The organism is Streptomyces sp. NBC_01717 (assembly GCF_036248255.1).
Lineage (GTDB): Bacteria > Actinomycetota > Actinomycetes > Streptomycetales > Streptomycetaceae > Streptomyces.
On record NZ_CP109178.1, the window covers coordinates 3,879,086 to 3,901,692 of the forward strand.

The following is a 22,607-nucleotide window of genomic DNA, read 5'->3' on the forward strand; positions in this document are numbered from 1 at the left end:
CGGGGGCTCAGTCACGGCACCGATCCTCCACGTTCACGACGTCGGCCAGCCCCACCAGGTCCAGCAGGTTCCGCAGCTCGGGCGGCACGTTGCGCAGCCGCAGCCGCCTGCCGCCCGCCCGGCGCGCGACGAGCCCCAATCGCGCTATCGCCTCGACCAGGACCAGATCCACCTGTACGACCCCGCCCACGTCGCAGTCCACCCCGGCGTCCGGGTCGCGGGCCCTGCCCTCGGGGTCGTACAGCAGGGACTCCAGCTCGGCGCAGAGCGCCGGCACGTCGGGCCTGGTGACGCGACCGGCGATGACCAGAGCCTTCGGGGTCATGGGATCCACACGAAGGAGACCGCCGCAACGGCCGGAACTCATCGCTGCGCGACGGGGCTTCTCAGCTGACCCGGAAGACCCCGGTGTCCAGATCCAGCCGGAACGGCTCCGGCAACGTCAGCTTCTGGCCGTACTCCACCGCGTCCAGGACCCGGTAGGTGCCATCTGTCCGCTGCCCGGCACAAGGTCGACGGTGAGTGCGCCCATGGCGGTCGCCTCCATCGGTGCGTCACCGAGTCCAGCATGCCGAACGGGACCGGCGGCAGTCCACCGGTCCCGTTCACCCGTACGAGCAATCCGCAGGTCAGGCGATACGTTCCCGCACCACCGGGGTGGCGGCGAAGTCCGTGCCGGCCGGGGCGATGTCGAACGACCCGGGCAGGGCCTTCAGCGCGTACTCGAACTTCTCCGGGGTGTCCGTGTGCAGCGTCAGCAGCCGCTGGCCCTTGGTCACCGTGTCGCCCGGCTTGGCGTGCATCTCGATGCCCGCGCCCGCCTGCACCGGGTCCTCCTTGCGGGCCCGGCCCGCGCCGAGGCGCCAGGCGGCGACGCCGATGTCGTACGCGTCGAGACGGGTCAGTACGCCGGAGGTGTGGGCCGCCACCACGTGCTGCTCGCGGGCGACCGGGAGCGTGGCGTCCGGGTCGCCGCCCTGGGCGGAGATCATCCGGCGCCAGACATCCATCGCGGAGCCGTCGGCCAGGGCCTTCTCCGGGTCGGCGTCCTTGAGTCCGGCCGCGTCGAGCATCTCGCGGGCCAGGGCGAGGGTGAGGTCGATGACGTCCTTGGGGCCGCCGCCGGCCAGGACCTCGACCGACTCGCGGACCTCCAGGGCGTTGCCCGCGGTCAGGCCGAGCGGGGTGGCCATGTCGGTGAGGAGCGCGACCGTCCGTACGCCGCTGTCGGTGCCCAGAGCGACCATGGTGGAGGCCAGTTCACGGGCGTCCTCGATGGTCTTCATGAAGGCACCGGAGCCGACCTTGACGTCCAGGACCAGCGCGCCGGTGCCCTCGGCGATCTTCTTGGACATGATCGAGCTGGCGATCAGCGGGATGGCCTCGACGGTGCCGGTGACATCGCGGAGCGCGTACAACTTCTTGTCGGCGGGGGCCAGGCCGTCACCGGCGGCGCAGATCACGGCGCCGGTGGTGTCCAGGACGTCGAGCATCTCGGCGTTCGAGAGGTGGGCGCGCCAGCCGGGGATGGACTCCAGCTTGTCGAGGGTGCCGCCGGTGTGGCCGAGACCGCGGCCGCTGAGCTGCGGCACGGCGGCTCCGCAGGCCGCGACCAGCGGAGCGAGCGGCAGGGTGATCTTGTCGCCGACGCCGCCGGTGGAGTGCTTGTCGGTGGTGGGGCGGGAGAGCGAGTCGAAGTTCATCCGCTCGCCGGAGGCGATCATCGCGGCGGTCCAGCGGGCGATCTCCGTACGGTTCATACCGTTCAGCAGGATCGCCATGGCCAGTGCGGACATCTGCTCGTCGGCGACCTCGCCGCGGGTGTAGGCGTCGATGACCCAGTCGATCTGCTCTGGGGTCAGCTCGCCCCGGTCGCGCTTGGTGCGGATGACGGAGATGGCGTCCATGTCCTGGGAGTCCTTCCGGCCGGTACGTACGCAGGAGTCCCGAATGACTCTACGCGCATAGAGGGTGGATACGGGTGTGGCCCTCCCAACGGACGGGAGGGCCACAGCAGTTCTACTTCAGATGGTCCGGGCCGAAGGCCTGCGGCAGCATCTGGTCGAGCGTGCGGAGGCCGTCCGGGGTCTCCAGGACGAGCTCCGGTCCGCCGAACTCGTACAGCAGCTGCCGGCACCTGCCGCACGGGACCAGGATCGCGCCCGTCCCGTCGACACAGGTGAAGTGGGTCAGGCGTCCGCCGCCGGTGGCGTTCAGCTGCGAGACCAGGCCGCACTCGGCGCACAGGCTCAGTCCGTACGAGGCGTTCTCGACGTTGCAGCCGACCACCGTGCGGCCGTCGTCGACGCGCGCCGCGACGCCTACCGGGTAGCCCGAGTAGGGGGCGTACGCCCGGGACATGGCGTCCCGGGCGGCGACGCGCAGGGCGTCCCAGTCGACGTCGGCAGCCGCGGTCACTTGCCCTGGCCCTTCCGGTACCGCATGCCGTCCGCCTTCGGCATCCGCAGCCGCTGCGCGGAGAGCGAGAGGACGAGCAGCGTGACGATGTACGGGGTGGCGCTCACGAACTCGGTGGGCACCGTGTCCGTGGCGAGGTACCACACCAGCACGGCTGCGGCGATGACGGCGCTGACCACGCCCTGGACGAAGCTCTTGCGGTAGAGCTTCCAGGCGGCGAGCACGGCCAGCACGACGAACAGCAGGAGCAGCAGCGCGTGGACGGACTCGCCGCCGTTGCGCAGCTGGAGCGCGTCGGCGAAGCCGAACAGGCCCGCGCCCATGGCGAGTCCGCCGGGTCGCCAGTTGCCGAAGATCATCGCGGCGAGACCGATGTATCCGCGGCCGCCGGTCTGGCCCTCGTTGTAGATGTGCGAGGTCACCAGGGAGAGGAAGGCACCGCCGAGTCCGGCCATGCCGCCCGAGATGATCACCGCGATGTACTTGTAGCGGTAGACGTTCACGCCGAGCGACTCGGCGGCGACCGGGTTCTCGCCGCAGGAGCGCAGCCGCAGCCCGAACGAGGTCTTCCACATGACGAAGAAGGTCACGACGAAGAGGACCGCGGCCAGGATCGTCAGCAGCGACACATTGGTGATCAGACCGCCGATGACACCGGCCACGTCGGAGACGAAGAACCAGTGGTGCTTCTCGATCGAGTGCAGCCAGCCCGACAGGCCGGGAATGGTCACCGAGGTGATGTCGTCGGCCGGCGGTGACTGCTTGGGGCTGCCGCCCTTGGCCGCCGCGTCACCCGTGTTGAACCAGAGCTTGGCGAAGTAGGTGGTGAACCCGAGCGCCAGGATGTTGATGGCGATACCGGAGATGATGTGATCGACGCCGAAGGTGACGGTCGCGACGGCGTGCAGCAGCCCGCCGAGCATGCCGCCGATGACCCCGGCCAGCACGCCGAGCCAGGGGCTGGTCTGCCAGCCTGCCCAGGCGCCGAAGAACGTGCCGAGGATCATCATGCCCTCGAGGCCGATGTTGACCACACCGGCCCGCTCGGCCCACAGGCCGCCGAGACCGGCGAGCCCGATCGGCACGGCCATCGCGAGCGCCGCGCTGATCTGCCCGGCAGAGGTGACGTCCTGGGCGCCGGTGATGGCGCGCACCGCGGACAGCGCGAGCAGCGCGCCCGCGACGATCAGCAGGACGACGGGGAAGGAGAGGCGGGTGCGGCCGCTGCCACCGGAGACCTTGGGGGCCGCGGGCGGCGGGGTGGAAGTCGCCGTGGCGGTCACGCCGACACCTCCTGCTGGTCGGAGTTACGGGCGGCCTGTGCGGCGAGTTCCGCGCCGACCTTGCTCTGCTGGCGCTTGAGTCCGTAGCGGCGGACGACTTCGTAGGCGATGACGACGCACAGGACGATGACGCCCTGGATGACGCCGACGATCTCCTTGTCGTACCCCTCGAACTCGAGCTTTCCGGTGCCGCGCTCCAGGAAGCCCCAGAGCAGCGCGCCGAGCGCGATGCCGACGGGGTGGTTGCGGCCGAGGAGGGCGATAGCGATGCCGGTGAAGCCGATACCGATGGGGAAGTCGCCGCTGTACTCGTAGCTGTCGTTGAGCAGCGTCGGCATGCCGATGAGGCCGGCCACCGCGCCGGAGATCAGCATCGACGTGACGACCATCTTCTTGACGTCGACACCGCTGGCCTCGGCCGCGGAGCCGGACTGGCCGACGGTACGCAGATCGAAGCCGAACCGGGTGCGCGAGAGCGTGAACCAGTAGGCGATGCCCGCGACGACCGCGACCACGATGAAGCCCCAGACGGGCGTCGGGGTGGTCGGGAACTCGAAGAAGTGCGAGGACTCCGGGAGCGGCTTGGTGGAGATCTTCGTGCCGGCCTCGTCGAGGTGACCGAGGCGGCCCTGCTGGAGCAGGTAGCCGATGACGGCGGTCGCGATGGCGTTCAGCATGATCGTCGAGACGACCTCGCTGACACCTCGGGTGACCTTGAGGACACCGGCGATCCCGGCCCACATCGCGCCGACGATCATCGCGGTGAGGATGATCAGCGGGATCTGGAGGGCGCCCGGCAGGGTCAGCGCGCCACCGACGGCGGCGGCGAAGAAGGCGGCGAGGCGGTACTGGCCGTCGACGCCGATGTTGAAGAGGTTCATCCGGAAACCGACGGCCACCGCGAGACCTGCGAGGTAGTACGTCGTCGCCTTGTTGAGGATGTAGACCTGGCTGTCCGACTTCACCCCGTAGTCGAACATGATGCCGAACGCGCTGAACGGTTCCTTGCCGGTGGCGGCCAGCACGAGAGCGGTCACCAGGAACGCGACCACGATCGCGAGTACGGGGGCCGCGATCCCCAGGAGCAGCCGCTCCTTGTCGAACTTCTTCATCGGTCCTCTCCCCCGTCCCGGGGGTCGGTGTCGGCGGAGTCCGGACCGGACTCCGCATCCGTACCGGACTCGGCCGGCGCTTCGAGATGGCCGCTGGCCGCTCCCGTCATCGCCGAGCCGAGCTCTTCCGGGGTGATGGTCGCCGGGTCGGCGTCCGCGACCAGTCGGCCGCGGTACATGACGCGCAGGGTGTCGGACAGCCCGATCAGCTCGTCCAGGTCGGCGGAGATCAGCAGCACTGCCAGACCCTCGCGACGCGCCTCGCGGATCTGGTCCCAGATCTGCGCCTGCGCGCCGACGTCCACACCCCGGGTGGGGTGCGCGGCGATCAGCAGCTTCGGGGAGTGGCTCATCTCGCGGCCGACGATCAGCTTCTGCTGGTTGCCGCCGGAGAGCGAGGCCGCGGTGACCTCGATGCCGGGGGTGCGGACGTCGTACTCGCGCACGATCCGCTCGGTGTCCGCGCGGGCCGCCTTGAGGTCGAGGAACGCGCCCTTGCTGTTGGGCCGCTCGGTGACATGACCGAGGATGCGGTTCTCCCAGAGCGGGGCCTCCAGCAGCAGTCCGTGCCGGTGGCGGTCCTCGGGGATGACGGCCATGCCGTCCTCGCGGCGCTTGCGCGTCGGGGTACGGGAGATGTCGGCGTCGTCCAGGGTGAGCACCCCGTGGTCCAGGGAGCGCATCCCCATGATGGCGTCGACCAGTTCGGACTGGCCGTTGCCCTCGACGCCCGCGATGCCGAGGACCTCGCCCTTGTGGATGGTGAAGGTGATGCCGTCGAGCACGGCACGCACCACCCCGTCCGGGTCGGTGGCGGTCAGCCGCAGGTCGTCGACGGTGAGCATCGGCGTGTCGGTGACGGTCGACTCGCGGGTCTCCGGCGACGGCAGCTCGCTGCCGACCATCAGCTCGGCGAGCTGCTTGGTCGTGGTGTTCGCCGGGTCGGCGGTGCCGACCGTCGTGCCGCGCCGGATCACCGTGATCTCGTCGGCGACGGAGAGGACCTCGCCGAGCTTGTGCGAGATGAAGATGACGGTCAGGCCCTCGGCCTTGAGCTCGCGCAGGTTGTCGAAGAGTGCGTCGACCTCCTGCGGCACGAGGACGGCGGTCGGCTCGTCGAGGATGAGCGTGCGGGCACCGCGGTAGAGGACCTTGAGAATCTCCACGCGCTGGCGGTCGGCGACGCCGAGGTCCTCGACCATGGCGTCCGGGCGGACACCGAGGCCGTACGCGTCGGAGATCTCCTTGATCCGGGCGCGAGCCCGGTCGCCGATCCCGAACAGCTTCTCGGAGCCGAGGACGACGTTCTCCAGGACGGTCAGGTAGTCGGCGAGCATGAAGTGCTGGTGCACCATGCCGATGCCGCGTGCGATGGCGTCGCCGGGGTTGTGGAACGAGACCTGCTCGCCGTCCACCGCGATGGTGCCCTCGTCCGGCTTCTGCATGCCGTACAGGATCTTCATCAGAGTGGACTTGCCGGCGCCGTTCTCGCCGACGAGAGCGTGGACGGTGCCGCGACGCACGGTGATGTCGATGTCGTGGTTGGCCACGACCCCGGGGAACCGCTTGGTGATGCCGCGGAGCTCCACGGCATGGGGACTGCTGGACGCGTTGATGACGCACTCTCCTTGGCAGGAGCGGAGGGCGGAGGCGGTGGGGGCGAAAAAAGGTACCGCGCCCGGCGGACGCTACGCGCGTAGCGCCACCGAATCGTTGGCCACCCGATAGCAGGTGGCGGACGGTGTGCGTACGACTACGGAGGCGTTCCGCCGAAGGCCGTACGCGAAATCGGGGCCCGGGCGAGCAACCGAAGCAGCTCCCCCCGGGCCCCGATCGACGGGACGGATCAGGTCGTGGTCTTGACCTTGATCGTGCCGTCGACGATCTTCTTCTTCGCCTCGTCGAGCTTGGCCTGGATGTCCGCGAGGTGGTCACCCGTGGTGGTCAGCGAGACGCCGCCCTTGGCCAGGGAGTACGTCTGGACGCCGGTCAGCGGCTTGCCGTCCTTGACGGACTTGATCAGGTCGTAGACACCGGCGTCGACGTTCTTGACGACCGAGGTCAGGATCGTGTCCTTGTACTTCGCCAGCGCCGGGTCCAGGGCCTGGTCGGAGTCGACACCGATGGACCAGGCACCCTTCTGGCCGGCGACGGCCTCGATCGCACCGGCACCGGAACCGCCCGCGGCGGCGAAGATGACGTCCGCGCCCTTGTCGAGCATGCCCTTGGCGGCGGCCTCGCCCTTGTCGGGGCTACCGAAGCCGGACAGGTCCGAACCGGTGGACAGGTACTGGATCTGCACCTTGGCCTTCGGGTTCGTGTCCAGGACACCCTGCTGGAAGCCGGCGGCGAACTTCTTGATCAGCGGAAGGTCCACACCGCCGATGAAGCCGACCTGGCCGTCCTTCGACTTCAGCGCCGCCGCGACACCGGCGAGGTACGAGCCCTGCTCCTCGGTGAAGACGATGGAGGCGACGTTCTTGGCGTCGGAGACCGAGTCGACCAGACCGAAGTTGACCTTCGGGTACTTCGGGGCGATCTTGTCGACCGCGTCCTTGTACGCGAAGCCGATCGCGATGACCGGGTTGTAACCGCCCTCGGCGAGCGACTGCAGGCGCTGCTCGCGGTCGGCCGGGGTCTCACCGTTCTTGGCGGTGAGCTCCTTCGTCTGGGCCTTGAACTCGGCCTTGGCCTTGTCCAGACCGCGAGCGGCGGAGTCGTTGAACGAGTTGTCGCCACGGCCGCCGACGTCGTAGGCCATGCCGATCTTCATCTGGCCCTTGTCGGAGCTGGTGCTCTCGTCGGACGACTCGCCACACGCGGTGGCGGTGAGCGCGAGAGCCGCAGTGACGGCACACGCGGCGGTGATCTTGGATACCCGGCGCAAGGGAAGGCTCCTTCAAACCTGACCGAAGCGCCTCTTCCGGCGCTGGTTTCGCCGCGATCGTAACGCGCGTAGATGTCAGATAAAGCCCTGTACGGAAGCCGTTATCGGATCGTCGCGAACCGGCGGTGACCTGTCCGGTTACGAACGGTTGCCGTCGAGCAAAGCCGCGGCGGTGAACAGCTCCACGCCAACAGTGATCGCCTCCTCGTCCGCATCGAAGTCTCCACGGTGCAGGTCAAGGCGCCGGGTGTCTCCGGGCGTACGCACTCCGAGCCGCGCCATGGCCCCCGGAACGTGCTCCAGATACCAGGAGAAGTCCTCCCCGCCGAGGCTCTGCTCGGTGTCCTCGATCGCATACGATCCGCGGCGCCCGGCCATGGCGGCGGCCAGCAGCTCGGTCGTCCCCGAGTCGTTCACGACCGGCGGAACCCCCCGGACGTAGTTGATCACAGACTTGGCCCGATGCATTCCGGCCACCTCGTCGATGGCGGCATGGACCAGATCCGGCGCCTCCCGCCACGCCGCCAGGTCCAGGCAGCGGACCGTCCCGGACAGTTCGGCGTGCTGCGGGATCACGTTGCACGTGTGCCCGGCCACCAGCCGCCCCCAGGTGACCGCGAGCCCCCAGCGGGCGTCGACCCGGCGGGCGAGCAGGGCGGGCACCTCGGTGGCCACCTTCGCGGCGGCGGTGACCAGGTCGGTGGTCAGATGCGGACGGGCGGTGTGGCCGCCGGGTCCGTCCAGGGTGACCTCGAGCCGGTCGCAGGCCGAGGTGATCGGCCCGGCCCGCAGCCCGATCCTCCCCACATCGACCCTCGGGTCGCAGTGCACCCCGATGATCCGCCCGACGCCTTCCAGCACCCCGGCCTCGATCGCATCGGCCGCCCCGCCGGGCAGCACCTCCTCGGCCGGCTGGAAGATCAGCCGAACGGGGTGCGGCAGCAGCCCCTGCCGGTCGAGCTCGGCGAGGACGAGCCCGGCGCCGAGCACGATGGTGGTGTGGATGTCGTGCCCACAGGCATGCGCCCGGTCGGGGACGGTGGACCGGTAGGGGACGCCGGTCTTGGTGTCCGGGATGGGCAGGGCGTCGATGTCCGCGCGCAGGGCGAGCATGGGCCGCGGGTCGCCCGCCTGCCGGTCATCGCCCTCGTCCGAGCTGCGCGCCCCTGCCGATGTGCCCACGTCGCAGATCAGCCCGGTCCCGGTGGAGAGCACCCGGGGTTCGAGCCCGGCCTTCTCCAGCCGGGCCTTGATGGCCGCGGTGGTACGGAACTCCTGGTTGCCGAGCTCGGGGTGCATGTGCAGATCGCGCCGGAAGGCGATCAGCTCGGCCCGCAGGGGTTCGGGCAGCGTGCCGGGCAGGGCGGCGTCCTCGGGCGGCTCGGGATCGGACTCGCGGGACATCAACTGGTTCACCTGTTGAAGGGTAGGCCCCTTGCCCCCTCAACTGGCCACAGATCAACAAAAGTTCAGCCGCATAGAGGAACAAAATACGGCGTCGGAGCGTGTGCCGTGAGATGGAGGTGGGTAAACTCACCCGTTATCCCCCGAAGGCGTGCACCGTGCCCCGTCGCCGGTCCCGACTCCACACGGCTTACGCTGCGTCGCCGGCCCTCGGTCGGAGTGCGTCGCGCAAAGGAGCCCTCAGGCCTTCGTCACCGCGGTAGCCCGCCACGGGGCCAGCCGCTGTACGTCGCGCGCCGTCTCCGTGACTCCGCTCAGGAATCCCTGCGCGCGCGGCGACGCCGTGTCCCGCAGCCATTCCGGGGCGATGTCGCAGACCGCGACCTTGACCTCCGTGCCGACCAGTGCGAGTGGCAGTGTGTGGACGACCGTGGACGGGAAGCTCAGGACCGTGCGGCCGATCGGGCCGCGGCGCGCGATGAGTTCCAGAGGGAGGTCCGGGCGGACGATCTCCAGGCCGGTGGCGGCTTCCAGGGCGTGGAGTTTTACGGCGGACTCCCGGCGGTGGGCGAAGTAGCGGGTCGCACCGTGGGCCCGGGCCAGGGCGGAGACCGCCTCCAGGTACTGCTCCTGGTCGATGACACCCGTCTCGACCAGAGATGTGCCGACCAGGTCCGCGCCCCGGGTGAGCAGCGGCGGACCGAAGCGGGCGCGGGTCCAGGCAAAGGTGTTGGGGGTGACCGTGATGCCGGCCGGAGCCTCGACCGGCATCGCTGTGAATACCTCGACCGTACGGGTCCTCGACGGGGTGAACCGGCGGCGGGCGGTGGCCGTGACCGGGGCCAGGACCAGATCGCGCGCGCCGGAGCTGCCACGCCGGTGCCAGCGCACCAGCCGTTCGCCGCGCGCCAGTTGGGCGACGAACTCCATCGTGGCCGTGCCGTCGTCGACCACCGTGAGGTGGCGGGCGCGGACCATCGTGAGAAGCAGCTGCACGTACCGGGAGAACGGGTCGCCGATCACGATCCGGTCCGCCCTGCGCAGCAGTCCCGTCAGTGAGCGCAGGGTCTTCAGCGGCGCACCCGCGCCGCCGCGTGCCTCCTGCCAGCGCACGGTGGCGCCTTCGTCGCGGGCCAGCTCCGCCATCCGGCGCAGCTGACCGCGCGACATCGGGTCGACCGGGGGGAGGACGACGACCGTCATGTCCGAACGGACCAGGTCGTCGCCTCCCTCTGTGTAGGCCCACTCCAGGACGTTCAGGAGCTGGACCGGGCTCTCGACGAAGGCGAGGTTCACCGGTCGGCCCGTCAGACCGCGGCCGGCTCAGCGGCCGGAGCCGCCTCGGCGACGACGCCCGCGACACGGCGGAGCTTCTTCATCGGGCCGAGCTCGGACTCGTACACCTTCTTGACACCGTCGCCGAGGGAGGCCTCGATCGTGCGGATGTCGCGGACGAGGCGGGTGAGGCCCTGCGGCTCGACCGAGGCGGCCTGGTCGGAGCCCCACATGGCGCGGTCGAGGGTGATGTGACGCTCGACGAACGCGGCGCCGAGGGCGACGGCGGCGAGGGTCGTCTGGAGGCCGGTCTCGTGGCCGCTGTAGCCGATCGGGACGTTCGGGTACTCCTGCTGGAGGGTGTTGATGACGCGCAGGTTCAGCTCCTCCGCCTTCGCGGGGTACGTCGAAGTGGCGTGGCAGAGCAGGATGTTGTCGCTGCCGAGGACCTCGACCGCGTGGCGGATCTGGCGCGGGGTCGACATGCCGGTGGAGAGGATGATCGTGCGGCCGGTGGCGCGCAGCGAGCGGAGCAGCTCGTCGTCGGTCAGCGAGGCCGAGGCCACCTTGTGGGCGGGGACGTCGAACTTCTCGAGGAAGGCGACGGCCTCCGTGTCCCACGGGGAGGCGAACCAGTCGATGCCGCGCTTGGCGCAGTGCTCGGAGATGGCCTGGTACTCGGCCTCGCCGAACTCGACGCGGTGGCGGTAGTCGATGTACGTCATCCGGCCCCAGGGGGTGTCGCGCTCGATGTCCCACTGGTCGCGCGGGGTGCAGATCTCCGGGGTGCGCTTCTGGAACTTGACGGCGTCGCAGCCGGCTTCGGCGGCCACGTCGATCAGCGCGAGGGCGTTGTCGAGGTCACCGTTGTGGTTGATGCCGATCTCGCCGGTGATGTAGACGGGCTGACCGGGGCCGGCGGTGCGGGTGCCGAGGGTGCGCAGGCGGGAGGTGCTCATGAGGGTGTTTCCTTACTTGGTGGTGGTGTTGGTGGGGGTGGACTGGTGGTTTGTGAGAGTGGGGCCGAGCAGCCAGGCCGCGATTTCGCGGATGGCACCGAAGCCGCCGGGGGTGGTCGTGACGGCGCGAGCGGCGGCACGTACCGAGTCGTGGGCGCTGGCGACGGCGACGGGCCAGCCGGCGAGGGCGAAGCAGGGCAGGTCGTTGACGTCGTTGCCGACGTAGAGCACCCGCTCGGGCGCGATGCCCTGCTCGTCGCACCACTGCTTGAGCGCGAGGTCCTTGCGGTCGATGCCGTGCAGGACGGGGATCCTGAGCTTGTTGGCGCGGGCGGCGACGACCGGGTTCTGCTCGGTGGACAGGATGAGGAGGTCGAGCCCGGACTTGCGCAGGGCCGCGATGCCGAGGCCGTCGCCGCGGTGGACGGCGACGATCTCGCGTCCGTCGGCGTCGATCAGGACGCGGTCGTCGGTCTGGGTGCCGTCGAAGTCGAGGACGACCGCGTCGATGTCGTCGCGGGTCGGCAGCGGCGACGGGTCGAGGAGCGGCGCGAGGGCGCGGGCGCGGGCCAGGTCGTGCGGGTCGTCGATCTCCAGGACCCGGGCGGGGTCGGTGCGGACCAGCGCGGTGTCGCCGAAGAAGCGGTGGCGGTGGGTACGGAAGCCGGCGACGTTCATCGCGTACGCCGCGCCGGTCTCCAGCAGGTCCTCGGGGCGGTCCTGCCGCATCTGCCGGACGCCCTTGTCGTGGTTGACGCCGTAGGCGTGGTCCTCGACGGCGGTGCCGTCGCGCCATATGAAGCCGTGGAAGGGTGCCACGGTGACGGCCGTGTCGGCTCCTTCGCGGGCGACCGCCGCGGCCACGCCGTCGATGTCCTCGCGAGTGAGGAACGGGCTGGTGCACTGGACCAGCAGCACCACGTCGACGGTGCGGCCGTGCATCGCCTCGTACGCGTCGAGGGCGTGCAGCACCGCGTCCTCGCTGCTCGATTTGTCGCCCGCGATGGCTGCGGGACGCTGCACGCAGTGCAGCCGTCCGGAGGCCCCCAGCGAGTCACCCGCGGCCCGTGCGGCGGCCGCGATGGCCGCGTCGTCGGTCGTCACGACGACGTCGGTGACCTCGCTCGATCCCAGACAGGCCTGCACCGCGCGGGCGACCAGCGGTATGCCGCCGACCTGGGCGATGTTCTTGGCCGGGACGCCCTTGGATCCGCCGCGGGCGGGGATCACGGCGAGCACGGTCGGGGTCGGGGTCATCTCTGCTCCTGAAGTGGTGTTCACAGTTCGCCCATCCGCCGGATCACGGGGGCGACCCGCTGGACTCCCTGCCGGTACGCCCCCCGCGCCGCCTCCCGGACGGCGTCGCGGACCGCGCCCCGCACCCCGCCGGTCTCGCGCGGCGCCGCGGCGCCCGGCAGCGGGTGCCCGTCCGGAGCCAGGTGGTGGCGGGCGAGGATGCCGGGGAGGTAGCCGGGGGCGGTGGCGGGTGTGTAGTACGGAGTGAGGTCGGGAAGGCGGTGCTCGGCCAGCAGCGCGTCGACGCGGGCGCGAGCGGTGTCGTAGGCCGTGTCGTAGGTGCCGTCGGCGGCGACGCCCTGGCCGGCCAGCCACTTCTCGTCGGGCTCCGGGTGGGAGCCGCCGTCGAGCCGGTCCCACGAGGTGAGCAGGCCCGAGCCGATGAAGTGGTGGTTGCCGAGGGTCTCGCGGACGCCGAGGTCGGTGAGGATCGCGGTCGGGATGCGCCGGTGCAGGGACTCCAGCGCGGCGGTCGAGGAGACCGTGACCAGCAGGTCGGTGCGGTCGAGGACCTCGCCCATGTGCCCGTACACCAGGCTGAAGTTGGGCGGCAGCCCGCCGGGAAGCTTCGCCGCGAGCCGCTGGTACGGAAGTTCTTCGATGTGCGTGGTGTGCTCACCCGGCTTGGAGCGCAGCTTCAGCAGCACCTCGCGGTCGGGGTGCAGCCTGGCGTGCTCGACGAGACGGCGCAGCAGGTAAGTCCGGTCGGTGCGGGAGGCCGGTACGGAGGGCTGGGCTGCGAACACGACCGTGTCGCGACCCTCTTCCCGCCGGTGCGGCGCGCCGCCGAGGAACGGCAGTGCGGCCTCCGTGACGGCCGAGGCGTCGGCGCCCACTCCTTCGTACACCGCGCGGAAGCGCTCCGCGTCGTGTCGGGAGTTGGCGAGGACGACGTCCGCCCCGTGTCGCAGCAGCAGCCCGTCGGCGAGCTTCTCGTAGACGACACCGACATAGCCGGTGACGACGACGGGCCTGGCGGCCAGCCGCAGGGCGGCGAGCCCGTGCAGCATCGCCTGGACGGCGCCGCCGACCAGGGCGAGGACCACTATGTCGTACCCCTCGTTCCGCACGGTGTCCAGGAACTCGACCGCCGTCACCTCGCGCACCCGGCCGGTCTCGATCCCGACGTCGCCGACCTCGGCGAGCTGGCGCGGGGTCGGGGTCGCGCGGCCGCGCAGCAGCAGTCCGGTGATCTCGACCGGCCGGTCCGCTGCCCGGGGCGCGTCCGGGGCCCCGGTGGTCAGGCGGCGCGCGGTGAGCGCGCCCCATTTCCACCGGGTGTCCGAGTCGGCGAGTACGGCTACCCGGAGCGCCGTCGTCTTGCTGGTACGTGGGGGCACGTCCTAGAAGTTAGGAAGGCATTTCGATTGGCGGCCCAACGTGGCGGCAACAGATGGTTAACAGCCCGCCGACTGTTGGCGAATCGACTCCACAAATGCCCCGTAATCCTCTCGGATTCGGACCGGTTCACCATTCCGACATTCGTCGTTCACCTGCCGTCCGTCCTGGGGCCAGGGCAAATGACGAGCGCCCCCCTAGCGTGTGAAGGGTGGTTAAGCTCTCCGTAATCGTGCCGTTCTACAACGTGCAGACATACGCTCCCGACACCCTGAGAAGCCTGCGGGCCAACGCCCGCGAGGACTTCGAATTCATCCTCGTCGACGACTGTTCGACCGACGGGACCGCGGACATACTCCGCCGCGCCGAGGACGAGATTCCGGGGGTGGTCGTACGCAGACACAAGCAGAACGGCGGACTGGCCACCGCCCGGAACACCGGTCTGGACGTGGCCCGCGGCGAGTACCTCGCCTTCCTTGACGGCGACGACTGGCTCGCCCCCGGCTTCTACGCCGACCTGCTCGCCCGTACCGAGGCACTGGGCTGCGACTTCGTCCGTACCGACCATGTCCAGGCCGACGGCAGGACCCGCACGGTCCACCGTGTCCCGCACGGCCGCAGGGGCGAGGTCATGGACCCGCGGGACGCGATCCTGCCCGCCGGGCGCACCACCTCGGTCGACTATCCGTACGCCTGGGCGGGCCTCTACCACCGCCGTCTCCTGGACCGCGGGCTGCTGCACTTCACGGACGGTCTGCGCACCGCCGAGGACCGGCCGTGGATCTGGCGGCTGCACCGCGAGGCGGATTCCTTTGCGGTGCTGGGGCTTCTCGGCATTTTCTACCGGCGTGGCGTCGCCTCGTCACTGACCCAGATCGGCGACGTGCGCCAGCTCGATTTCATTCGCTCATTTGACCAAGTCGTACGGGAGACAGCGGCGGACCGCGATGCGCAGGCACTCCTGCCGAAAGCGGTCCGTACCTATTGCGCGATCATTTCGCATCACATGAGTTCGATGGAAAGGTTCGAACCCTCTGTGGCCCGTGCCCTGAAATCGATGAGCGCCGGAGCGCTCAAGCGGATGCCGCAGGACGTGCTGGACGACGCCCTCGACTCGATGGACCTGCAGCGCGCGACGCTGCTGCGCCGGCTGCGCCGCCGGCCCGTCACCGCGAAGGAGGTGGCGGCCGCATGAGCAGCAGCCGGACCCGTACGACACAGATCTTCTTCGCCTCCACCCTCTACGGCGCGGCCACGCTCGCCGCCGCCCTGGACGCGGGCGTCTTCGCGGACGCCGACCGCCGCATTCTGCTCGTCTCCAACAACGCGGCGATCCCGGAGACGACACCCGCCGTCGACGCGATGCCCGGGTTCGACGCGCTGCGCGGCCGGTTCGACGACGTCGTGTCGTGGAACGCGACCATCGCCCCCCACCACCCGAGCGGCTGGGCCCCGCGCCCCGACGACGTACCGCTGTGGGAACGGCATCTGCGCCTCGCCTGGGGACTCGGCGACGACGACATCGAGCTCGTCATCGAGTCGATCCAGGTCAACCCGGCGATGGCGATCGCCGAGATCTTCACCGGCGTACCGATCGATGTGTACGCGGACGGGCTGATGAGCTACGGCCCGACCAGGAACAAGATCGACCCGCTGATCGGCACCCGGGTGCGGCGGCTGCTCCACCTCGACCTCGTGCCGGGGCTGAAGCCGTTGCTGCTCACGGAGTTCGGCGTGACGTCCCAGATCGTGCCGACCGAGGCGTTCCTCAAGGTGCTCGGTGAACTGGGCGACGCCCACGATGTCGCGGCGAGCGTGCCGTCCGTGGACGCGCCCGCGCTGTTGCTCGGCCAGTACCTCTCCGCGCTCGGCCTGATCAGCGCGGCGGAGGAGGAGAAGCTGCACCTGCGGATGATGCGCGGCGCGGTCGGACTCGGCCACACCCGCCTGGTGTTCAAGCCGCATCCGACGGCCCCGGCCCAGTGGTCGCAGGCCATGGAGACGGAGGCGGCGAAACTCGGCGCGGAGCTGACCGTGCTGGACTCGGGGGTGCTCACCGCGCCGGTCCTCGCCGAGGTGCTGTACCAGCGGATGCGGCCGGCGCTGGTCGTCGGCTGCTTCTCGACCGCGCTGCTCACGGCGTCCGCGTTCTACGGACTGCCGGTGGCACGGGTCGGTACGGAGATGCTGCTGGACCGGCTGTCCCCGTTCGAGAACAGCAACCGGGTCCCGGTCACGCTGGTGGACGCGGTGGTGCCGGACCTCGGCGACCGGGGCGCGGTGACGGAAGCGGTTGCGGTGTCGCCGGTCGAGTTGAACGAACTGATCACCGCGGTCGGCTTCACGATGCAGCCGAAGATCTATCCGCAGCTCCGGCCGGCCGCGGAGCGATATCTCTCCGCCCATCTCACGGCCACGACCTGGCGCTACTTCAAGCGCAAGCGGCTGACTTCGCTGGGGCTGCCCGGCGGGGTGCCCTCGCAGTTCGCGTTCCTGCCGCGGAATGCCGCGGTGCGCAGGGTCGCGCGGCGGGCGAAGTCGTTGCGGAGGGTTGTGCGCCGATAGCGACTGCCTCCTCGATCGCCGGGCCGGCTTCGAGCCCGCCCGGCGATCGACGGCAAGGCGAAGGGGGCGGGGTGCCTGGTCGGCGCCCCGCCCCCTTCGCCGTGTCGTCAGACGCGCACGCCTCCCTGGATCACTCGGAGGTCCGCCGCGTTCGCCTCGGTGACCTTCCACAGTTCCTGCTGCCGCCCGTGCACATCGGCCACCGTCGCCGCATGGTCGTCCAGCAGCCCGGCCGCCCGCTCCACGAGCCGCGCCCCGAGGTGCCGGTCATGGACGGAGATACCCCACTCGGGCCGTTCGATGTCGGACAGGAAGTACGCCATCTTCGGGTGCGAGATCAGGCTGATGATCGGCGTACCGCAGCCGAACGGGATCATGCCCGCGTGCCCGCGCATGCCGATGACCAGCTTGGTCCGGGCGTACGTGTCACGGATCTCGTCGTTCTCGAAGTCGTACATCGGGATCACCGGCAGCGAGATGCCGTGCTCGCGCCGCAGGTCGAACGCGATCCGCTCGTCGTCCAGCGAGTGGGCCACGCACTGCACCTCGGCGTACTTGCCGAGCCCCTTCACCGCGGTTGCCATCTCGGCGAGGAAGTGCGCGTAGTCGTGGCCGAAGCGGAGCCCGGACCGGTCGTACGCGGCGTTGATCAGCACGGTGTCCTCGCGCTGTTCGGGGTCGGTCCAGCCGTCCACCAGCTGCCGGGTGACCGTGGTCGGGCAGGGCTGGAAGCGGACCTTGTCGTGCAGCGACGTCGGCAGCAGCTCGCGGACCTTCTCGATCGAGCCGTGGTTGCGCAGCCCGAAGAACGAGGCACGCTCCACCAGCTTCCGCAGCGAGGAGAGGAACCGGTCCCGGCCGTGGCCGTACGCCTGGCCGTCGAAGGCGTTGAACCCGACCGCGTACACCATGACGGGTACGTCGATCCGCTCGAGCAGTTCGTCGGGGACGTTCCACTGCCAGCCGCTGTTGCCGTTCGGCGCGGTGTCCGGGATGAAGAGTCCGCCGCCGCCGATGACCAGTCCACGGCGGGCGTTGACCCGTTCCAGTGCGGCCTCGTCGAAGAGCCTGTGGGCGTGGACGGAATGCCAGCGGGCCGGGCCGGTGTCGCGGCCGAAGGCCAGCCGGACGCTCTCCGGGAGCAGCTTGTCCCCGGCGTTGCCCTGTCGGTCCATGTAGAAGGCGACGTGCGCGAGCTGCTCGGCGGCCGGTCCCTCGACGGGGGCGGCAACGTCCGTGGTGCGCTTGTGCATCAGCCGGCTCGCCCGGTGGGTCGGGTCGACGCCGAGCCCTTCGAGGGCGTACTGCGCGGCGGTGGCTTCGTCGCCGTGGATCCAGGCGATCTGGGCGAGGCGTGAGAAGGCGGTCGCGGCCCGGTTGGGGGCGGCGGTGGCCAGCAGGAGCTGGGCGCGGGCCTCCTCGTAGCGCGAGACGCTCATCAGCGCGTGGCCGAGCACCTCGTGCGACCAGGCCTCGTCGACGGGGATCCGGACCCCGCCGAGCAGGTCGGCCGCCTCCTGGTACTCACCGGCGCCGATGTGCGCGGCGGCGACCCGGCGGGCGCTCTCGGGGTCGGCGGTGCGCCGGACATGCGCGGTGCCGTAGTGCACCAGCAGGTCGTGGTGCTTGGCGCCCGGCAGCGCCAGGTACGCGGCGTGGAACTCGGCGTCGGACAGTTCGAACTCGCGCCAGCGGTCCTCGGCCTGGCCGTAGCCGGCCTCGCCGCCCTGCCAGGGCTTGTGCCGACCGGTGAAGTGCAGGATCGCGGTGCTGTCGGGCACCGGAAGGTCGCCGGAGAGCCGCCGCTTGACGAAGTTGTAGCGGGCGTCGAGCTGCACGAAATCACCGTCGAGCACGGCGTTCAGGATGCCCTGGTCGTGCTTGTCGAGTTCGTACGTGCCCTTGCGGCCGACGTCGTCGATCTTCGCGCAGAACTCGTCGCTCAGATACTCGCGCTGGATGACCAGCAGCCCGCTGTTGAGCTTGTGCTGCCCGTAGAAGAACTGCGGAACGGCGGCAAGACCGTCGCGCAGCTTCAGCAGGTCGCCCAGATCGTCGAGGACCACCATGTCGGTGTCCAGAGTGATCACGGTGTCGTAGTCGCGCACCCGGAACACATCGAGGATGAAGTACGCCTTGCGCACCAGGTAGTTGTCCTGGTCGCCCTTGGCGTACGTGTCGTAGTGCTCGGCGTCGACCCGGCGGAAGTCGATGCGCGGGTGCAGCGCCCGGATCTGTGCGACGGAGGCGGGGCGCAGCCCGTCGTGCAGGACGATGAAGTCCTCGCAGACCGCCGGGTTGGACAGGGCGAGGCTGCGCAGCAGGGCGAGGAAGCCGGGCAGGTAGTTCTCGTCCACGAAGCTCGCGAAGGCGACCCGGCGCTTGCCGGTGAGCGCGTTCGTGGGGGCGGGGGCCTGTGGTGCGGGCGTGTCGGTCGTAGTGGGCGTCGTCGTCATCGCAGTCGGATCCTCATATCGGTGACGCTCTGGGCGCGTTCCATGACCCACGCCTTTTCGCTGGTGTACTCGTGCACGGAGGTGATGGGCATCTTCATCGCCGCGGGCAGCCGATAGGCGCCGCTCTCGTAGAAGTCGAAGCCGATCAGGTCGAGCTGCGTGCTGACGTCCAGGTAGTCCAGCAGCCACAGCATGTTGAAGCCGCTGGTGGGGATGGCCGGCCAGACATCCGCGCCGACCTTGCCGATGTCGCGCAGCGGCCAGCGCAGCGACTCGTCGCCGAGGTACTGCTGGGCGCCCGGCACCAGCCGGTTGCGCAGCGAGTACTTCCAGTCGCCGGAGACCCCGCCGAAGACCAGCCGGGTATGGACCTTCTGGTCCCAGTTGAAGCCGTGCTTGTGGATGGTGGCGTGGATGTCGGTGCGCTTGCCGGTCGCCGACGGGTCGATCTTGTACGAGTTGAAGCGGACGACGAGGTCGTACGCATCGATCTCGGCGCCCATCGAACCGGTGCCGACACGCTGCGAGTTGGCGATCAGACAGATCGACTTGCCCGCGATGCGGTTACGGAACTCGCCGAGCGTCGTCCATTCGACGCCGCCGAAGGTGGGGTCGCCGATCGGGCCGCGCATCCGGCTCCGGCGCTGCTCGGCGTAGAGCGCGATGAGGTCCGTGAGAAGGGCGAGGTCGCCGGTGCCCGCGTTGTCACGGCGGCTGCCGCCGCTGCCCGCCGCGCCGCTGACCTCCATCACGAGGCCGAGGTACTGGGCCAGGGCCTCCTGGATCTCCGGCACCGGCGCGCCGGCCCGGTTCTGGGTCAGCAGTGCGCCGATCAGCCGGGGCCGTGCCTGGTTCCAGTCTCCCCGCCCGTGCAGCGCCAGGCCCTCGGCCCAGGAATCGGTGACGGACCGGCCGACGAAGGCCGCGGCCTCGGGGCAACCGTGCTCCAGCTTCCGCAGCAGCTCGTTCTGGCGCTCCGCGCCCACCCGCAGCCCGGCCGTCTTCGCCGCGACCCCGAAGCCGTCCTCGTCGGTGAGGTCGAGGTACTGCTCGTACGCCTCGACGGCGGCGGTCTCCGCGCCCATCGCCTCCAGGGTCCGGGCCCGCAGCCGCCAGCCCGCCCGGGAGCGCTTACGCTGGGTGAGCACGGTGTCCGTGATGAGGATCGCGAGCTTCAGCTCGTCCTCGTAACCGCAGTCCAGCGCCTTGTTGCCGACCGCGAGCAGCGGGTCGAGGAGCTTGTCGCCGAGCACCAGAGCGGAGCCCGAACCACCCCTGGCGGTGCGCCGCAGCAGCGGGATCGGGGAGGCTCCGGAGGACGTCTGCTCCATGCCGGCATGGGTGGCCAGCAGATTCCGCAGGGCCTCCGCGAGCGCCGTACGCCGCCGGTCGAGCCCGGCGACCAGCTTCCCGCTGTGCGCGGCGCAGGCGCGCAGGCAGGTCTCCAGTTCCGTCGGCTGGACAGTGGCGACGTGGGACGTACCGCCTTCGGGCGGGAGCGAGTCCTCCGCGTCACGCTGCCGTGGCCAACGGGTGCGGGCTTTCGTCATGGCGCTCCAAGCGTCTGGTGCCCGTGGGGGAAGGGGCGTATGGAGGGGGACAGATGTTCGGCAACCGTTTGAGGTTCCGTTGCACGGTAAGAAACCTGAACGGCCGCAAGATGAACTCGCTCTGTCAGCACGGGAAACTGCTCCCCTCTCGTCCGTTTCGGGGCTTCGGAGCGACCTAACCTGACCCTTCGCCACTGTGGGAAGGGAAGGCCGTGACCATCACTCCGGAGAATCCGGGCAGAACCCTCGAACGGATTCCTGCCGAACCGGTGCCGGCGCCACCGCGCCCGTCGTCACCGCAGCCCCCGGACGGCCCGGACCGCCGGCCGGCGCGCGCCAGGCCCCGGCTGCGCGCCCTGGACGGGCTGCGGCTGGTCGCCGCACTGATGGTCGCCGCGTACCACTACGGCGGCCGGGGCGGCGACATCACCAAGGCGTGGGGAACCTCCGCCGCTTCCCTGTTCCCCACCGCCCACACCTGGTTCGCCTACGGCTGCCTCGGGGTGCAGATCTTCTTCGTCATCAGCGGCTTCGTGATCTGCATGAGCGGCTGGGGCCGCTCACTGACCTCGTTCTTCGCCTCGCGGGCGGCCAGACTGCTGCCCGCGTACTGGGCGGCGGTCCTGCTGGTGACACTGGTCTTCGCGCTGCCCGCAGTCGCCTACAACGCGGTCTCGCCCAGCGATGCGCTGGTTAACCTGACGCTGCTGCAGCAGCCACTGGGCGTGGACCGGGTGCTCGGGGTGTGCTGGACGCTGTGGGCGGAGATCCGCTTCTACGCCCTGTTCGCCGTGTGCGTGGTGCTGCCGGGGGCCAGCAGGCGACGGATCGTACTCTTCTGCGCCGCGTGGACGCTGGCCGCGGCGCTCGGCAAGGCATCCGGCGAGCCGCTGGCCGACGTCGTCCTGATGCCCCAGTACGCCCCCTTCTTCATCGGCGGCATCGGGCTGTACCTGGTCCACCGCAACCGGCGGGACGCCACGGCCTGGGGCATCGTCGGGGTCAGCTGGCTGCTCGGCCAGCACTACGCGGTGGCCGACCTGTGGCATCCGGCGGGTCCGCACGACTTCTCGTACCGCTCATCGCTGGTCATCATCGTGATCGTGACCGCCGGGTTCGCCGCGGTCGCCGCGATCGCGCTCGGCGCCCTCGCCCGCTTCGACCGCCCTTGGCTGACAGTCGCGGGAGCGCTGACGTACCCGTTCTATCTCGTCCATGAACATCTGGGGTGGGTGGCGGTGAGCGCGTTGCACCGGCGGCTCGGCATCCCGGCCGCGGTGACGGCGGTGCTCACGGTGGCGCTGATGCTGGCGCTGGCGTGGCTGCTGCACCGGTACGTGGAGCGGTGGTGCACCCCGCTGCTGCGCCGATCCCTGACGGGCGGGTCGGGCCGCCCGGCCTGACCACCGCTCAGCGCGTCCCGTACCGTGCCTCGATCCCTGCGACGATCAGCCGCAGGCCGTCCTCGAACCGTTCCTCGTAGTGGGCGAAGATCTCGGCGCCGGCCGCGGCGGCGAGCGGGTACTGCGCCATCCGCTCGGCGCGCTCGCCGATGTCGTAGCCGTCCCGCCGCTCGTCCGGCATCGGCTGGACGCCCTGCTCCTCGCTGACGAAGCCCATCGTGTACGCGTACGCGGTGGTGCCCGCCCGGACGGCCTGCCAGAGTTCGAAGCCGGCGCCGACCATGGTCCGCAGATGGGCCTCCAGCCCGTCGGCATGGTCGGTGCCGGTGAACCTCGCACCGCCGTACACCTTCGCCCCGTCCCGGTAGCGCAGCAGCGCGGCGCGCAGGGCGCTGTGATACGCGACCAACTGGTCCTGCCAGCGGTCCGGGGCCGGTCCCGGCAGATCCTCGTCGAGCATCCGGCGGTACATCACCGTGGCCATCTCGTCGAGCAGCGCCTGCTTGTCCTTGAAATGCCAGTAGAGCGCGGGCGCCTTGACGTCCAGCTCCTTGGCGATGGCACGCAGGGTGAGCCCGTCGAGGCCCACTTCGTTCAGTAGCCGCAGCGCGGTGTCGGCCACCCGCGCCCGGTCGATCTTCGTCGTACCCACCTTGACAAT

18 protein-coding genes are annotated in these 22,607 nt (G+C 70.2%); 3 read left to right on the plus strand and 15 right to left on the minus strand.

The features are described from left to right. Window positions 1-7 precede the first annotated feature (7 nt). The 12 genes from OHB49_RS17395 to OHB49_RS17455 all read right to left on the minus strand — a co-directional run bounded on the left by OHB49_RS17395 (window position 8) and on the right by OHB49_RS17455 (window position 13,974). On the minus strand, window positions 8-325 hold the full coding sequence (locus tag OHB49_RS17395; protein ID WP_443079532.1) for an STAS domain-containing protein: 318 nt from the start codon (window positions 323-325) through the stop codon (window positions 8-10). 304 nt (window positions 326-629) lie between these two features. Continuing rightward, on the minus strand, window positions 630-1,907 hold the full coding sequence (locus OHB49_RS17405) for a thymidine phosphorylase (protein WP_030969115.1): 1,278 nt from the start codon (window positions 1,905-1,907) through the stop codon (window positions 630-632). A 112-nt stretch (window positions 1,908-2,019) separates the two neighbouring features. Continuing rightward, window positions 2,020-2,418 (minus strand): cytidine deaminase, encoded by a 399-nt coding sequence (locus tag OHB49_RS17410; RefSeq protein WP_030969113.1) that lies wholly within the window; start codon window positions 2,416-2,418, stop codon window positions 2,020-2,022. Beyond that, on the minus strand, window positions 2,415-3,701 hold the full coding sequence (locus OHB49_RS17415) for an ABC transporter permease (protein ID WP_030969111.1): 1,287 nt from the start codon (window positions 3,699-3,701) through the stop codon (window positions 2,415-2,417). Before OHB49_RS17415 ends, OHB49_RS17410 begins: the two co-directional genes overlap by 4 nt. Then, window positions 3,698-4,813 (minus strand): ABC transporter permease, encoded by a 1,116-nt coding sequence (locus tag OHB49_RS17420; RefSeq protein WP_030969109.1) that lies wholly within the window; start codon window positions 4,811-4,813, stop codon window positions 3,698-3,700. Before OHB49_RS17420 ends, OHB49_RS17415 begins: the two co-directional genes overlap by 4 nt. Continuing rightward, entirely contained in the window at window positions 4,810-6,402 is a 1,593-nt protein-coding gene (locus tag OHB49_RS17425; protein WP_030969107.1) for an ABC transporter ATP-binding protein, read from the minus strand. Before OHB49_RS17425 ends, OHB49_RS17420 begins: the two co-directional genes overlap by 4 nt. Before the next feature lie 257 nt (window positions 6,403-6,659). Next, a complete protein-coding gene (locus tag OHB49_RS17430) occupies window positions 6,660-7,700 on the minus strand; it encodes a BMP family lipoprotein (protein WP_030969105.1) in 1,041 nt (346 codons plus the stop codon). 138 nt (window positions 7,701-7,838) lie between these two features. Next, on the minus strand, window positions 7,839-9,104 hold the full coding sequence (locus OHB49_RS17435; protein ID WP_030969103.1) for an amidohydrolase: 1,266 nt from the start codon (window positions 9,102-9,104) through the stop codon (window positions 7,839-7,841). A 240-nt stretch (window positions 9,105-9,344) separates the two neighbouring features. After that, window positions 9,345-10,400, minus strand: a complete 1,056-nt coding sequence (locus OHB49_RS17440; RefSeq protein ID WP_030969101.1) for a hypothetical protein — start codon at window positions 10,398-10,400, stop codon at window positions 9,345-9,347. 11 nt (window positions 10,401-10,411) lie between these two features. Then, complete coding sequence (locus OHB49_RS17445; RefSeq protein ID WP_313938847.1) at window positions 10,412-11,338, minus strand: N-acetylneuraminate synthase family protein; 927 nt, start codon at window positions 11,336-11,338, stop codon at window positions 10,412-10,414. Between the two features lie 12 nt (window positions 11,339-11,350). Then, the gene (locus OHB49_RS17450; RefSeq protein WP_329161350.1) at window positions 11,351-12,595 is read right to left on the minus strand and encodes an acylneuraminate cytidylyltransferase; all 1,245 of its coding nucleotides are present in this window, start codon (window positions 12,593-12,595) and stop codon (window positions 11,351-11,353) included. 20 nt (window positions 12,596-12,615) lie between these two features. Next, the gene (locus tag OHB49_RS17455; protein ID WP_329161352.1) at window positions 12,616-13,974 is read right to left on the minus strand and encodes a DUF6716 putative glycosyltransferase; all 1,359 of its coding nucleotides are present in this window, start codon (window positions 13,972-13,974) and stop codon (window positions 12,616-12,618) included. A gap of 209 nt (window positions 13,975-14,183) precedes the next feature. Here OHB49_RS17455 and OHB49_RS17460 point away from each other — a divergent pair, with 209 nt between their 5' ends. Further along, entirely contained in the window at window positions 14,184-15,167 is a 984-nt protein-coding gene (locus tag OHB49_RS17460; protein WP_329161354.1) for a glycosyltransferase family 2 protein, read from the plus strand. After that, window positions 15,164-16,537 (plus strand): polysialyltransferase family glycosyltransferase, encoded by a 1,374-nt coding sequence (locus OHB49_RS17465; protein ID WP_329161356.1) that lies wholly within the window; start codon window positions 15,164-15,166, stop codon window positions 16,535-16,537. The genes OHB49_RS17460 and OHB49_RS17465 overlap by 4 nt, the downstream gene beginning before the upstream one ends. 107 nt (window positions 16,538-16,644) lie before the next feature. Here the strand turns inward: OHB49_RS17465 and OHB49_RS17470 are convergent, their stop codons facing one another. Together OHB49_RS17470 and OHB49_RS17475 are read right to left on the minus strand one after the other, a co-directional pair. Beyond that, window positions 16,645-18,993 carry a glycosyltransferase gene (locus OHB49_RS17470; protein WP_329161358.1) on the minus strand — a complete coding sequence of 783 codons (2,349 nt, stop codon included), beginning with the start codon at window positions 18,991-18,993 and terminating at the stop codon, window positions 16,645-16,647. After that, window positions 18,990-20,543, minus strand: coding sequence for a hypothetical protein (locus OHB49_RS17475; protein ID WP_329161360.1), 1,554 nt, complete (start codon window positions 20,541-20,543; stop codon window positions 18,990-18,992). The genes OHB49_RS17470 and OHB49_RS17475 overlap by 4 nt, the downstream gene beginning before the upstream one ends. Window positions 20,544-20,761: 218 nt before the next feature. On the opposite strand from OHB49_RS17475, the gene OHB49_RS17480 reads away from it, so the two are divergent. After that, window positions 20,762-21,946, plus strand: coding sequence for an acyltransferase family protein (locus OHB49_RS17480; protein ID WP_443079662.1), 1,185 nt, complete (start codon window positions 20,762-20,764; stop codon window positions 21,944-21,946). Window positions 21,947-21,953: 7 nt separating this feature from the next. On the opposite strand, the gene OHB49_RS17485 is transcribed toward OHB49_RS17480, so the two are convergent. Then, the gene (locus OHB49_RS17485; protein ID WP_329161362.1) at window positions 21,954-22,598 is read right to left on the minus strand and encodes a TetR/AcrR family transcriptional regulator C-terminal domain-containing protein; all 645 of its coding nucleotides are present in this window, start codon (window positions 22,596-22,598) and stop codon (window positions 21,954-21,956) included. Window positions 22,599-22,607: the final 9 nt, after the last annotated feature.

Excerpts from the sequence above, each read along its gene's own strand:
- OHB49_RS17395 (WP_443079532.1), bottom strand. The coding sequence starts at position 325 with ATGACCCCGAAGGCTCTGGTCATCGCCGGTCGCGTCACCAGGCCCGAC.
- OHB49_RS17435 (WP_030969103.1), bottom strand. The coding sequence starts at position 9,104 with ATGTCCCGCGAGTCCGATCCCGAGCCGCCCGAGGACGCCGCCCTGCCC.
- OHB49_RS17465 (WP_329161356.1), top strand. The coding sequence starts at position 15,164 with ATGAGCAGCAGCCGGACCCGTACGACACAGATCTTCTTCGCCTCCACC.
- OHB49_RS17445 (WP_313938847.1), bottom strand. The coding sequence starts at position 11,338 with ATGAGCACCTCCCGCCTGCGCACCCTCGGCACCCGCACCGCCGGCCCC.
- OHB49_RS17420 (WP_030969109.1), bottom strand. The coding sequence starts at position 4,813 with ATGAAGAAGTTCGACAAGGAGCGGCTGCTCCTGGGGATCGCGGCCCCC.
- OHB49_RS17405 (WP_030969115.1), bottom strand. The coding sequence starts at position 1,907 with ATGGACGCCATCTCCGTCATCCGCACCAAGCGCGACCGGGGCGAGCTG.
- OHB49_RS17470 (WP_329161358.1), bottom strand. The coding sequence starts at position 18,993 with ATGACGACGACGCCCACTACGACCGACACGCCCGCACCACAGGCCCCC.
- OHB49_RS17450 (WP_329161350.1), bottom strand. The coding sequence starts at position 12,595 with ATGACCCCGACCCCGACCGTGCTCGCCGTGATCCCCGCCCGCGGCGGA.
- OHB49_RS17475 (WP_329161360.1), bottom strand. The coding sequence starts at position 20,543 with ATGACGAAAGCCCGCACCCGTTGGCCACGGCAGCGTGACGCGGAGGAC.